Source organism: Mycobacterium riyadhense, from assembly GCF_963853645.1.
Taxonomy (GTDB): domain Bacteria; phylum Actinomycetota; class Actinomycetes; order Mycobacteriales; family Mycobacteriaceae; genus Mycobacterium; species Mycobacterium riyadhense.
The window spans coordinates 2,300,400-2,313,331 of the sequence record NZ_OY970456.1; the positions used below are offsets into that span (position 1 = coordinate 2,300,400).

Consider the following 12,932-nt stretch of genomic DNA (forward strand, 5'->3'; position numbering starts at 1 on the left):
CCCCCCTCACCTGTCAGGGTGGCGCCCCGGCGGCGCCACCGGTGCACCCACTACCTTCCTCCATTGATCTTTGCGCGGCAAGAGGGCGGCAAGGGGAATGCCGTTGTGATTGCCCGGGATTGAGCCGCGAGTTCAGACCAGCTCGGGCACTCGCAGGTGGGCGATCGCCAGCTCGAACTCGGCTACGTCGATTACCTCGGCCCCGAGTTCCCGGACCCGGCGGCTGCGCAGCTCGGTCGCCTGGTCGCGGTTTCGGGCCATCGCATCAATGCTGTCGAAAGTCGAGCAGGACACGGCACGCCGACACGACGGGTGGTCGACCATCATGCTGGCACTGCAGAAGCCGTCGAGGCGCTCCATCTCGGGCAGCACGTACGTCCGGTAAAAATCCAGGGATCGGCTGAGCTGATCGGGCACCACCTTGAGCCAGGTGGCCCGCACGCACGCCCCCTCATGCGAGTGGTGGTCGCGGTGCACCAGTGCGATCTCCCACTCCTCGACCTTGACGCTGCCGTCGAACATCAGCCCCGCCCGGTCGCGGATGGGTGCCACCTGTTCGGCGCTGGCGCGCATCGCCGCCAACGACTCCCACGCGCTGGTGGCGATACATCTGCCGGACTGCCGGTCGACCAACAGCGACAACCCGACACACCCGTCGATTTCCTGCAGGGCGGGCATGACGACATCGCGAACATGCGCAATTCCAATGTCGACCGACAAGGGTTGCGCCTGGATGGTGGTAGAGCGTGCGTACACGATCGGCCCCTCCTGTGTCGGGGCAGCGCCCCGGTGGCGCCACCGGTCTAATCAGATACCTTCCTCCTACCGAATGGCGCTGGCAATGCTTGTCTGGGGTGGGTCGGCATCCGCAGTCGGAGTCGGTATCGGCACATGAGGACTGCGACCATTGGCGACCCGGATTATGGGCGACCCGTGTTTGCCGCCGGCCGCCTACGGAAACCCGTTGTTGCCGTCACTGCCGAGCAGCACCCCGCCGGTGCCGCCCGCGCCGGCCTTGCCCGCGGTCGTGCCGGTCCCGCCGTTGCCGCCGTTGCCGCCAGCGCCGATAAACACGCCGGCCCCGCCGACCCCGCCGGCGCCACCGGTGCCGACACCCCCCGCGGCGGCGCCGCCGGCGCCGCCGCTACCGCCGTTGCCGATCAGCCCGGCCTTGCCACTGGACCCGCCGGCACCCCCGGTGCCGGCCGCCGCACCGGAGGCGCCGCCGGCCCCGCCGGCGCCGCCCGAGCCGAACAGCAGGCCGGCGTTGCCGCCGGCCCCGCCGGTGCCGCCGGTATTGCCGTTAACGTTGAACCCGCCGGCGCCGCCGGCGCCGCCGGAGCCGAACAGCAGGCCGGCGTTGCCGCCGGCCCCACCGATGCCGCCGGTGCCGACGTTGGCTTCCCCGCCGGTGCCGCCGGTGCCGCCAGCGGCACCGAGGGCGAGCGGGCCGGCGTTGCCGCCGGCCCCGCCGGTCCCGCCGCCCTTGCTGCCGAACCCGCCGGAGCCGCCGGTGCCGCCGGCGCCGAACAGCCCACCCGCCCCGCCGGCCCCGCCGGCCCCGCCGGTGTTCGGGCTGAAATGGCCGGCCCCGCCGGCCCCGCCGTCGGCGAATAGCCCGCCGGTCCCGCCGGCCCCGCCGGCCCCGCCGGCATCGCTGCCGAACCCGCCGCGCCCGCCGGCCCCGCCGTCTGTGAACAGCCCGCCGGCGCCGCCGGCCCCGCCGGCCCCGCCGGTGGCGTTGGTAGTGCCGAAGCCGCCGGGGCCGCCGGCGCCGGCGGCGCCGAAGAGTGCCCCGGCGTTGCCACCGGTCCCGCCGTTCCCGCCATTCCCGCCGGCGGTCGTGCCGCTGCCGCCGGGTCCGCCGGTGCCGCCGGCGCCGATCAGCAGGGCGGCCCCGCCTGCACCACCGGCGCCGCCGTCGCCCGCGGTTCCGGCCCCGCCGGCCCCGCCCGTCCCGCCGGTGCCGAACAAGATGCCGCCGGCCCCGCCGGCCCCGCCGGGCCCACCGGTGGCGCCGGCGGCGCCGGACCCGCCGTTTCCGCCGTTGCCGAACAACCACCCACCGGCACCACCGTCAGCCCCGGTCCCCGGAGTCCCGTTGGCGCCGTTGCCGATCAACGGGCGCCCGGTCAGTGCCTGGGTGGGCCCGTTGATCGCGCTGAGCGCCTGTTGCTGCAGGGTGTGCAGTGGGTCGGTGCTGGCCGGCGCGTTGGATCCGTCGGCACCCAACAGCAGCCCGCTGATGCCGCCGGCGCCGGTGCTGCCCGCGGTTGCGCCGGTACCGCCGTTGCCGCCGTTACCACCGTTGCCGATCAGCACAGCATTGCCGCCGTCCCCGCCGACGCCGCCGGTACCGGTCGCCGACGCGCCGCCGTTGCCGCCGTTGCCGGCGTTGCCGATCAGCCCGGGCTTGCCGCCGGCCCCACCGGCCGCACCGGTGGCGCCGACACTGAAGCCGGCACCACCAGTGCCGCCGGCGCCGCCGGAGCCGAACAGCAGCCCGGCGTTGCCCCCGGCGCCGCCGGCCCCGCCGCCGGGGCCGAACCCGCCGGCGCCGCCGGCGCCGCCGGAGCCGAACAGCAGCCCGGCGTTGCCTCCGGCCCCGCCGGCCCCGCCGCCGGGGCCGAAGAAGCCGTCCCCGCCGGCGCCGCCGTCGCCGCCGGGGGCACCGAAGGCGAGCATGCCGGCGTTGCCGCCGGCCCCGCCGGCCCCACCGCCAGCTTGGCCGATCGCCCCGGCTCCGCCGACACCGCCCGCGCCGAACAGCCCGCCGTCCCCGCCGGCCCCACCGGCCCCACCGATGCCGATTTCGCCGAGCCCGCCGGCCCCACCGGCCCCGCCGGCGCCGAACAGCCCGCCGGTCCCGCCGGCCCCTCCGGCGCCGCCGGCGACGCCGCCGGCGGCGAGGCCTCGCCCGCCGGGCCCGCCAGGCCCGCCGTTGCCGAACAGCCCGCCGGGCCCGCCGGCGCCGCCAGCCCCGCCGATGGCGTCGCCGAACCCGCCGGCGCCGCCGGCGCCGCCGCTGTTGAACAGCCCGCCCGCCCCGCCGACCCCGCCGGCCCCGCCGGCGGCACCGCCGCCCCCGAACCCGCCGGCCCCGCCAGCGCCGCCTGCCCCGAACAGCAAGGCGCCCCCGCCCGCCCCGCCGGCCCCGCCGGCCTTACCGGCGCCCGATGCGCTCCCCCCGGCGCCGCCGGCCCCACCGCTGCCGAGCAACCCGCCGGGCCCGCCGGCCCCGCCGGGCCCACCATCGCCAACGGCGCTCGGCGCGCCGGACCCGCCGGCCCCGCCGTTGCCGATCAACCACCCGCCGGGCCCGCCATTGGCCCCGGTCCCCGGAGCGCCATTGGCGCCATCGCCGAACAGCGGGCGCCCGGTAGCCGCCTGGACGGGCGCATTGAGCACGTCGAGCGCATTCTGCAGCACCGAGGCCGCGGTGGCCTCGGCACCGGCATACGAGCCCGCACCCGCGGTCAAAGTCTGCACAAACTGGTGATGAAATGCCGTCGCCTGCGTGCTAAGCGCCTGATAGGCCTGACCGTGGGCGCCGAACAGCGCTGCGATGGCCGCCGACACCTCATCAGCGGCCGCGGCCGCTACCTGGGTAGTAGTGGCCGCCGCCGCTGAGTTGGCCACGCCGAGTATCGATCCAAGATTGGCCAAATCCGACGCCGCCACTGCCATGGCTTGTGGGGTCGCGATCACAGACGACATCTGACACCTCCCACTCCGACATGACGACCAAGGGTGATACCGGCTAGGGAGCGCCTGGCCCCCGGCCAGGAATCGGTGGGGTCAAATGTATCGCGGTCGGGGCACCGGATCCGGCGGTTTCCCCAACAACGTTGTCCACTTTTACCGTCCCCCTGACAGTCCTTCGACCGATAAGCCCTGGCAACAGCGGATTGGCAGGTCGCCGAGCCGCCCCCGTAGGCTTGACAGGTGCATACCGACGTGCTGGATGTGGACACCTCGCGGCGCCGCATTGTCGATCTCACCGACGCGATACGCAGGTTCTGCTTCTCGTACGGGGATGGTCTGTGCAATGTGTTCGTTCCCCATGCGACCGCCGGGGTGGCGATCATCGAGACCGGCGCCGGGTCCGACGACGACCTGGTCGACACCCTGGAGCGGCTGCTGCCACGCGACGACCGCTACCGGCACGCGCACGGCTCCGAGGGGCACGGCGCCGACCACGTGCTGCCGGCGCTCGTCGCGCCGTCGGTGACGGTGCCGGTCGCACAGGGCGAGCCGATGCTGGGCACCTGGCAAAGCGTCGTACTGGTCGACCTGAACCGGGACAATCCGCGGCGGTCGGTGCGTTTGAGCTTTGTAGAAGGCTAGGTTTACGTCTGGCAATTGACCTGCGAACAAAGAAAGAAAGCAAACAGAGTGCAAACACACGAGATCAGGAAGCGGTTCCTTGATCACTTCGTGAAGGCGGGCCACACCGAGGTGCCGAGTGCCTCGGTGATCCTCGACGACCCCAACCTGTTGTTCGTCAACGCCGGCATGGTCCAGTTTGTGCCGTTCTTCCTCGGGCAGCGCACGCCGCCATACGCGACGGCCACCAGCATCCAGAAGTGCATCCGCACGCCCGATGTCGACGAGGTGGGCATCACCACCCGGCATAACACCTTCTTCCAGATGGCCGGCAATTTCTCGTTCGGCGACTACTTCAAGCGCGGGGCCATCGAACTGGCCTGGGCGCTGCTGACCAACAGCATTGCCGACGGGGGATACGGGCTTGACCCCGAAAAACTCTGGGCCACAGTATATCTCGACGATGACGAAGCCGCTGGCCTATGGCAGGAGACCGCCGGGCTGCCGCCCGAGCGGATCCAGCGCCGCGGGATGGCCGATAACTACTGGTCGATGGGCATCCCCGGGCCATGCGGTCCGTCGTCGGAGATTTACTACGACCGCGGGCCCGAGTTTGGCCCCGAGGGCGGTCCCATCGTCAACGAGGACCGCTACCTCGAGGTGTGGAACCTGGTGTTCATGCAGAACGAGCGCGGTGAGGGAACCACCAAGGAGGACTACCAGATCCTGGGGCCGCTACCGCGCAAGAACATCGACACCGGCATGGGCGTCGAACGGATCGCACTGGTTTTGCAAGGGGTGCACAACGTCTACGAGACCGACCTGCTGCGGCCGGTGATCGACTTGGTCGCCACTCGTGCGCCGCGCCCCTACGATGTCGGCAGTCACGAAGACGACGTGCGCTACCGCATCATCGCCGACCACAGCCGCACCGCCGCCATCCTGATCGGCGACGGCGTCAGCCCCGGCAACGACGGCCGCGGCTATGTGTTGCGCCGGCTGCTGCGCCGGGTCATCCGCTCGGCCAAGCTGCTGGGCATCGACACCCCCATCGTCGGTGATCTGATGGCCACCGTGCGCGACTCCATGGGCCCGTCGTATCCCGAGTTGGTTAACGACTTCGAGCGGATCAACCGCATCGCCGTTGCCGAGGAGACGGCGTTCAACCGCACGCTGGCGTCGGGCTCGAAGCTGTTCGACGAGGTTGCCGGCGCGACCAAATCCGCAGGCGCCACGGTGGTTTCCGGCTCGGATGCCTTCACCCTGCACGACACCTACGGGTTCCCGATCGAGCTCACGTTGGAGATGGCGTCTGAAGCCGGCTTGACCGTCGACGAGGCGGGCTTCCGCGAACTGATGGCCGAGCAGCGCCGGCGCGCCAAGGCTGACGCCGCCGCGCGCAAGCACGCCCACGCCGATTTGAGCGCCTACCGCGAGCTGGTCGACGCCGGCCCCACCGAGTTCACCGGATTCGACGAATTAACCTCCCAAGCAAAGATTTTGGGCATCTTCGTCGACGGCAAGCGGGTTCCGGTGGTCGCGCACGGCGACACCCTCCACGCGGACCGGGTGGAACTGGTCTTGGACCGCACACCGCTGTACGCCGAGTCCGGCGGGCAGATCGCCGACGCCGGGACCATCACCGGGACCGGTGCCGGCGGGAGCGCCAAGGCCGCGGTTACCGATGTGCAAAAGATCGCCAAAACCCTTTACGTACACCGAGTCAACGTGGAATCGGGAGAGTTCGTCGAGGGCGACACCGTCGTCGCGGCGGTGGACCCGGGCTGGCGCAAGGGTGCCACCCAGGGTCACTCGGGCACCCATATGGTGCACGCGGCGCTGCGACAAGTGTTGGGGCCCAACGCGGTTCAGGCCGGGTCGCTGAACCGGCCGGGCTATTTGCGCTTCGACTTCAACTGGCAAGGGCCGCTGACCGAAGAGCAGCGCACCCAGATCGAAGAGGTGACTAACGAGGCGGTGCAGGCCGACTTCAAGGTGCACACGTTCACCGAGCAGCTCGACAAAGCCAAGGCGATGGGAGCGATTGCGCTGTTTGGTGAGAGCTACCCCGACGAAGTGCGGGTGGTGGAAATGGGCGGACCGTTCTCCTTGGAGTTGTGCGGTGGCACGCATGTGCCCAACACCGCGCAGATCGGCCCCGTGACGATTCTGGGCGAATCGTCGATCGGCTCCGGGGTGCGCCGGGTGGAGGCCTACGTCGGCCTGGATTCCTTCCGGCACCTGGCCAAGGAGCGTGCGCTGATGTCCGGGCTGGCCGCGTCGCTGAAGGTGCCCTCCGTTGAGGTGCCCGCCCGGGTGGCCAACTTGGTGGACCGGCTCAAGGCCGCCGAGAAGGAACTCGAACGCGTGCGGCAGGCGAGCTCCCGGGCGGCCGCGGCAAATGCGGCCGCCGGAGCCGAGCGCATCGGTAACGTCCGGGTGGTGGCACAGCGAATGTCCAGCGCAATGTCGGCGGCCGACCTGCGCTCCCTGGTCGGCGACATCCGCGGCAAGCTGGGCAGCGATCCCGCGGTGGTCGCGTTGATCGCTGCGCCTCCTGGGGACGAGGGCTCCACCGTGCCGTATGCGGTTGCCGCCAATCCCGCCGCTCAAGACCTGGGGATCCGTGCCAACGATCTGATCAAACAGCTCGCCGTGGCGGTCGACGGCCGGGGCGGCGGTAAGCCCGACCTGGCGCAGGGCTCAGGAAAGGATCCGACCGGCATCGACGCCGCGCTCTCGGCGGTGCGCTCCGAGATCGCCGTGATAGCGCGGGTCGGTTGAGTGGTCGAAATACAGCGGGGACCTAGACGTGGGAGGAGCCTCGGCATCGACGTCGGCAAGGTGCGCATCGGCGTGGCGTCCAGCGACCCCGACGGTATCCTCGCCACCCCGCTGGAAACAGTGCGCCGGGACCGTTCCGGTAAGCACCTGAAGCGGCTGGCCGCGCTGGTCGCCGAGTTGGAGGCCGTCGAGGTGATCGTCGGACTGCCGCGCACCCTGGCCGACCGCATCGGCCCCTCGGCGCAAGACGCGATCGATCTCGCCGATGCGCTGGCAGAGCGGATCGCCCCGACACCGGTGCGGCTCGCCGACGAACGGTTGACGACGGTCAGTGCGCAGCGCTCATTGCGGGAGGCGGGGGTGCGCGCCCGCGACCAACGCGCCGTGATCGACCAGGTGGCCGCGGTGGCCATCCTGCAGAGCTGGTTGGATCAACGCCGCGCCGGGGCAGGTTCCGATGTCTGATGAAGATGGGCACCGTCGGGTCGAGCCCGTGGCGGTCGGGCCGGCGAGACATCGGAGAACCCGTGCCGAGCGCAAACGCGCGCAACGAATCCGCCGTCGGCGCCGCATCGCCGGCGGATTCGCGATTGGCTCGATCGTCGTCGTAGGAGTTGCAACCGTCTTCCTCGGCTCGAAACTGTGGCACCTGCTATCCGGCGCCAACGACGACTACACCGGCAACGGCAAGCGCGACATCGTGATTCAGATCGAGGCCGGTGACTCGACCACCGCGGTCGGGGAGACGCTGCACAACAAGGGCGTGGTGCGCACCGTGCGGGCGTTTGTCGACGCCGCACACGGTAACGCCGCGATCTCGTCGATTCAGCCCGGCTTCTACCGGATGCGCACCGAGATCCCGGCGGCCAGCGCGGTCGCGCGGCTCGCGGACCCGCGGAACCGGGTGGGCAAGCTCGTCATTCCGGAGGGTCGACAGCTCGACGACACCACGGACATGAAGACCGGCAAGCTGAATCCTGGGATCTTCTCGCTGATCTCCCGGGCCACCTGTGTGGATCTCGACGGTAACCAGCGCTGCGTTTCGGTGGCCGACCTGCGCACGGCGGCAAGCAAGAGCACCCCGGCGATGCTGTCGGTGCCGCCCTGGGCGGTCCAGCCGGTGCTAGAGCTGGGTGACGACCACCGCCGGATCGAGGGCCTCATCGCACCGGGGACCTTCAACATCGATCCTGCGGCCCCGGCCGAGACCAGCCTGGCGACCCTGATCGGCGCCGGCGCCATCGAGTACACGAAGTCGGGGTTGGTGGATACCGCCAAGGCCCTGAGCTTGTCGCCCTACGACATCCTTGTGGTGGCGTCGCTGGTGCAGCAGGAAGCCAACGTGCAGGACTTCCCTAAGGTGGCGCAAGTCATCTACAACCGGCTGCGCGAGCACCGCACGCTGGAATTCGACTCGACGGTGAACTATCCGCTGGACCGTCGGGAGGTGGCCACCAGCGATGCCGACCGTGCGCAACGCACGCCGTGGAACACCTACGTGGCCGAAGGCTTGCCGGCCACGGCGATCTGTTCGCCCGGCGTGGACGCGCTGCGAGCCGCCGAGCATCCAGCGCCGGGGGACTGGCTGTACTTCGTCACCATCGACGCCCAGGGGACAACGCTGTTCACCAGGGATTACCGCCAGCATCTGGCGAACATCGAGCTGGCCAAGCGCAACGGTGTCCTCGATAGCACGCGCTAGAAGGGCGGCCGTTCTCGGCTCGCCGATCGCGCATTCCCGGTCCCCGCAGCTGCACCTGGCCGCCTACCGTGCGCTGGGTCTGGACGACTGGACCTACGAACGCATCGAGTGCGGTGCCGAAGAGCTGCCGGGTGTGGTCGGTGCTTTCGGGCCGGAGTGGGTCGGCGTGTCGGTGACCATGCCGGGCAAGTTCGCTGCCCTGCGTTTCGCCGACGAGCGCACCGCTCGCGCCGAACAGGTGGGATCGGCCAACACCCTGGTGCGCGTTCCGGGCGGCTGGCGCGCCGATAACACCGATATCGACGGCGTAACCGGCGCGCTCGGGCCGGTATCCGGGCATGCGCTGGTGTGCGGGTCGGGTGGTACCGCACCGGCGGCGGTCGTCGGATTGGCCGAACTCGGCGTCACCGGGATCACCATCGTGGCGCGTAACCTCGACAAGGCGGCCAGGCTGGTGGACCTGGGCTCGCGAGTCGGCGTCGCGACCCGATTCTGCGACCTCGACGGCCCCGGTCTGGCCGACGAAGTCGCCGTAGCGCAGGTGCTGGTCAGCACCATCCCTGCTGATGTGGCGGCGCGTTATGCCGGCACTTTCGCCACGATCCCGGTGCTGCTCGACGCCATCTACAGCCCGTGGCCCACACCGCTGGCCGCGGCCGTGTCCGCCGCGGGGGGCCGGGTGATCAGCGGCCTGCACATGCTGCTGCACCAGGCGTTCGCGCAGGTTGAGCAATTCACCGGGCTGCCCGCGCCCCGAGAAGCCATGACTTGCGCATTGGCGGAACTGGATTAGCCTGCCGCGCATGCGGATTGGGATCGCGGGTGTACTGCTGACCTGGCTCGCGGCATTGAGCTACTACGACATCAAGCAACGGCGGTTGCCCAACCTGCTGACGCTGCCCGGGGCGGCGTTGGTTCTGCTGGGCGCGGCCGTCGCTGGCCGTGGCATGCCGGCGTTGGCCGGTGCGACGGCATTGACCGCGGTGTACCTGTTGGTCCATCTGTTGGCGCCGACGGCGATGGGCGCCGGCGACGTCAAGCTGGCGATTGGCCTGGGCGGGTTGACGGGCTGCTTCGGCACCGAGGTGTGGCTGCCGGCGGCGCTGGCCGCGCCGCTGCTGACCGCGCTTGTGGGCGTGGTCGGGCTGTGGCGCGGCGTGCGCACGGTCCCACACGGTCCGTCGATGTGCGTGGCCACGGCTGTCGCGTTGGTGTTCATCAGAGGCCCGCAGTAGAGGGCCGGACGCTGGCTCCGCCGAACCGCGTCGATCGTGGCCGATGCGGGTTCGCAGAGGCACGAGGCCCATATGATGTATACATCATTAGCTTGATGACGTATATTTTGCGCGTGAAAAGGCTGCAGATCTACATCGACGAGGACGTTGACCGGGCGCTTGCTGTTGAGGCACGACGGCAGCGGAAGTCGAAGGCGGCGCTGATCCGCGAATACGTCGCTGAACATCTTCGGCACCCGGGCCCAGATCCTGTCGATGCCTTCGTTGGATCGTTCGAGGGGGGAGCGGACTTGTCCGCGTCCGTTGACGATGTGGTTTACGGAAAGCGCGAATGATTTTCGCCGACACGTCCTTCTGGGCGGCGCTCGGCAACGCCAGAGACGCTCGACACGACACAGCGAAGAGGTTGTGGGCTAGCAAACCGGCCGTAGTTGTGACTTCCAATCATGTCCTGAGCGAGACCTGGACGCTGCTCAACCGGCGCTGCGGTCACCGCGCCGCGGTTGCTGCCGCTGCTATCCGCTTCAGCACCATCGTTCGCGTCGAGCGCGTAACGGCCGACTTGGAAGAGCAGGCCTGGGAATGGCTCGCGCGGCATGATGAGCGAGAGTACTCATTCGTCGATGCGACGAGCTTCGCGCTGATGCGCAGCAAGGGCATCCATAATGCGTATGCCTTCGACGGTGACTTCAGCGCAGCAGGTTTTGTCGAGGTAAGACCCGAGTAGGCGTCGCAACCCCTGCCGGAGGACACGGCTGGGCCACCCGGGGAACCTCGGTCTAAACGGGTCGCGAAACCAACCAGCATCGCTTAGTACGGTGGCTGTAGATCCCGGAACATCGGGAAGTGACGCACATTAGTGGTCAGCAGATCGGCGTCGACGACAATTGCGGTCGCGGCGATTAGGTAGTCGACGTCGTCGATGCCACTGTGGCTGCGCCGGTATCGACGGGCGAGTTGTCCGCCTATCCGGGCAATGTCCTCGGTCACCCGGGTCCACGCCAATGCCGAGAAGAAAGCTTCAAGTGTCGCGAGTTCGCTTTTCCGCACGCCTGCGAGGAGTTCGAATCTCACCAGCTCGCTGGCCGCGATCTCCTCACCGTTATTGACCAATTCGGTGAGCAGCTCCGCAGCCGCAGGCTCGCCGCGAAGGTGGTCTACCGCGACCGAGGTATCGATCAGCTTCACGCCAGACCGAGCCGAGCGAGGCGTTCGTTGAGGTTGCTCCGAATCGCGTCGACATACTCGGCGCCGGTGAAGTCCCGTCCTCGCCACGAGCCATGGCTGTAGTCGAGCGCGGCGAGCCGTTCCTGCTTGGATCTCATGCCGTAGACGGTGTGGATTGCGCGTCGGATGAGTTCCGACCGCGATGCGCCGCTCGCCTTGGCGGCGCGATCGAGCAGCTCGAGCTCCTCTTCGCCCAGGGTTACCTGAGTCCGCATGACATCACTATACATCAAGTGATGTTCCAAAGATTGCGCTGCCTACTAAAGGCTTCCGCGAGGCGCAATCCATTCCATGCGCTGGCCCGTGATGCTGCGACCCGGTCATAGTCCTCGTCGTAGTGCCATACGACGGTTGATGGCCGTCAGCGAATGTGGACGCGCGGTTCGCGCAGCTGAGTTACTCGAGCCCCACATGCTGCCTGGACAATGCATTGCCATGGGAAGATGGGACGCGTGTTGCGCTGGATCACCGCGGGGGAGTCCCATGGCCGCGCCCTGGTGGCCGTGGTGGAAGGCATGGTCGCCGGCGTGGAAGTCACCTCGACCGACATCGCCGACCAGTTGGCCCGCCGCCGGCTGGGTTATGGCCGCGGCGCGCGGATGGCGTTCGAGAGGGATGCGGTGACCGTGCTGTCCGGGGTGCGTCACGGCACCACTCTGGGCGGTCCCATCGCCATTGAGATCGGCAACACCGAGTGGCCGAAGTGGGAAACCGTCATGGCCGCCGATCCGGTCGACCCGGCGGAGCTCGAAGGCAGTGCTCGCAATGCGCCGCTGACCCGGCCGCGGCCCGGGCACGCCGACTATGCGGGCATGCTCAAGTTCGGCTTCGACGACGCGCGCCCGGTGCTGGAGCGGGCCAGCGCCCGCGAGACCGCCGCTCGCGTCGCGGCGGGGACCGTCGCGCGGGCGTTCCTGCGTCAGGCGCTGGGGGTTGAGGTGCTGTCACATGTCATTTCGATCGGCGCATCGGCGCCTTACGACGGTCCGCCACCGCGGGCCGAGGATCTGCCGAAAATCGATGCCAGTCCCGTTCGCGCGTTCGACGAGGCCGCCGAACAAGCCATGATCACCGAGATCGAGGCGGCCAAGAAGGACGGCGACACCCTGGGCGGCGTGGTCGAGGTGGTGGCGCTGGGCCTGCCCGTGGGGCTGGGTTCCTTCACCAGCGGCGACAACCGGCTCGACGGCCAGCTGGCCGCGGTGGTCATGGGCATCCAGGCGATCAAGGGCGTGGAGATCGGCGACGGATTTCAGACCGCGCGCCGCCGCGGCAGCCAAGCCCACGACGAGATGTACCCCGGCCCCGATGGCGTCGTGCGCTCGACCAACCGCGCCGGTGGGCTCGAGGGCGGTATGACCAACGGGCAGCCGCTGCGGGTGCGCGCGGCCATGAAGCCGATCTCCACCGTGCCGCGGGCGCTGGCCACCGTCGACATGGCAACCGGCGACGAAGCCGTCGCCATCCACCAGCGCTCCGATGTCTGCGCCGTGCCCGCCGCTGCAGTCGTGGTCGAGACCATGGTGGCGTTGGTGCTGGCCCGCGCGGTGCTGGAGAAGTTCGGCGGGGATTCACTGACCGAAACCCGCCGCAATATCGCCGCCTACCAGCGCACCGTCGCCGACCGCGAAGCGCCGGCCGCACGAGCCTCGGGTTAA

The 12,932-nt window shown here is 69.7% G+C and carries 13 protein-coding genes and 1 pseudogene; 9 read left to right on the forward strand and 5 right to left on the reverse strand.

Going from position 1 to position 12,932, the window contains the following annotated elements; translation table 11 throughout:
• Positions 1-132 precede the first annotated feature (132 nt).
• Positions 133-756, reverse strand: coding sequence for a hypothetical protein (locus tag AADZ78_RS10525; RefSeq protein WP_085249002.1), 624 nt, complete (start codon positions 754-756; stop codon positions 133-135).
• Between the two features lie 195 nt (positions 757-951).
• Positions 952-3,717 carry a PE family protein gene (locus AADZ78_RS10530; RefSeq protein ID WP_204903424.1) on the reverse strand — a complete coding sequence of 922 codons (2,766 nt, stop codon included), beginning with the start codon at positions 3,715-3,717 and terminating at the stop codon, positions 952-954.
• 240 nt (positions 3,718-3,957) lie between these two features.
• On the opposite strand from AADZ78_RS10530, the gene AADZ78_RS10535 reads away from it, so the two are divergent.
• The 8 genes from AADZ78_RS10535 to AADZ78_RS10570 all read left to right on the forward strand — a co-directional run bounded on the left by AADZ78_RS10535 (position 3,958) and on the right by AADZ78_RS10570 (position 10,774).
• Positions 3,958-4,347, forward strand: a complete 390-nt coding sequence (locus AADZ78_RS10535) for a secondary thiamine-phosphate synthase enzyme YjbQ (protein WP_169726368.1) — start codon at positions 3,958-3,960, stop codon at positions 4,345-4,347.
• 48 nt (positions 4,348-4,395) lie between these two features.
• A complete protein-coding gene (gene alaS / locus AADZ78_RS10540; protein WP_085252043.1) occupies positions 4,396-7,110 on the forward strand; it encodes an alanine--tRNA ligase in 2,715 nt (904 codons plus the stop codon).
• Complete coding sequence (gene ruvX / locus AADZ78_RS10545) at positions 7,111-7,575, forward strand: Holliday junction resolvase RuvX (RefSeq protein WP_085252044.1); 465 nt, start codon at positions 7,111-7,113, stop codon at positions 7,573-7,575.
• Complete coding sequence (locus AADZ78_RS10550; RefSeq protein WP_085252045.1) at positions 7,568-8,812, forward strand: endolytic transglycosylase MltG; 1,245 nt, start codon at positions 7,568-7,570, stop codon at positions 8,810-8,812. The genes ruvX and AADZ78_RS10550 overlap by 8 nt, the downstream gene beginning before the upstream one ends.
• Positions 8,799-9,605, forward strand: a complete 807-nt coding sequence (locus AADZ78_RS10555; protein ID WP_085252084.1) for a shikimate dehydrogenase — start codon at positions 8,799-8,801, stop codon at positions 9,603-9,605. Before AADZ78_RS10550 ends, AADZ78_RS10555 begins: the two co-directional genes overlap by 14 nt.
• 10 nt (positions 9,606-9,615) lie before the next feature.
• Positions 9,616-10,047, forward strand: coding sequence for a prepilin peptidase (locus tag AADZ78_RS10560; protein WP_085252046.1), 432 nt, complete (start codon positions 9,616-9,618; stop codon positions 10,045-10,047).
• A 95-nt stretch (positions 10,048-10,142) separates the two neighbouring features.
• Positions 10,143-10,382 (forward strand): CopG family transcriptional regulator, encoded by a 240-nt coding sequence (locus AADZ78_RS10565; RefSeq protein WP_085252047.1) that lies wholly within the window; start codon positions 10,143-10,145, stop codon positions 10,380-10,382.
• A complete protein-coding gene (locus tag AADZ78_RS10570) occupies positions 10,379-10,774 on the forward strand; it encodes a PIN domain-containing protein (protein WP_085252048.1) in 396 nt (131 codons plus the stop codon). The genes AADZ78_RS10565 and AADZ78_RS10570 overlap by 4 nt, the downstream gene beginning before the upstream one ends.
• Positions 10,775-10,857: 83 nt before the next feature.
• Here the strand turns inward: AADZ78_RS10570 and AADZ78_RS10575 are convergent, their stop codons facing one another.
• The 3 genes and pseudogenes from AADZ78_RS10575 to AADZ78_RS10585 all read right to left on the reverse strand — a co-directional run.
• A complete protein-coding gene (locus AADZ78_RS10575; protein ID WP_085252049.1) occupies positions 10,858-11,235 on the reverse strand; it encodes a type II toxin-antitoxin system VapC family toxin in 378 nt (125 codons plus the stop codon).
• Complete coding sequence (locus AADZ78_RS10580) at positions 11,232-11,489, reverse strand: ribbon-helix-helix protein, CopG family (RefSeq protein WP_085252050.1); 258 nt, start codon at positions 11,487-11,489, stop codon at positions 11,232-11,234. Before AADZ78_RS10580 ends, AADZ78_RS10575 begins: the two co-directional genes overlap by 4 nt.
• Positions 11,490-11,534: 45 nt before the next feature.
• A pseudogene (locus tag AADZ78_RS10585) lies at positions 11,535-11,626 on the reverse strand (VapC toxin family PIN domain ribonuclease); the annotation flags it as partial.
• Between the two features lie 100 nt (positions 11,627-11,726).
• Between AADZ78_RS10585 and aroC the strand changes: the two are divergent.
• On the forward strand, positions 11,727-12,932 hold the full coding sequence (gene aroC / locus AADZ78_RS10590; protein WP_085252051.1) for a chorismate synthase: 1,206 nt from the start codon (positions 11,727-11,729) through the stop codon (positions 12,930-12,932).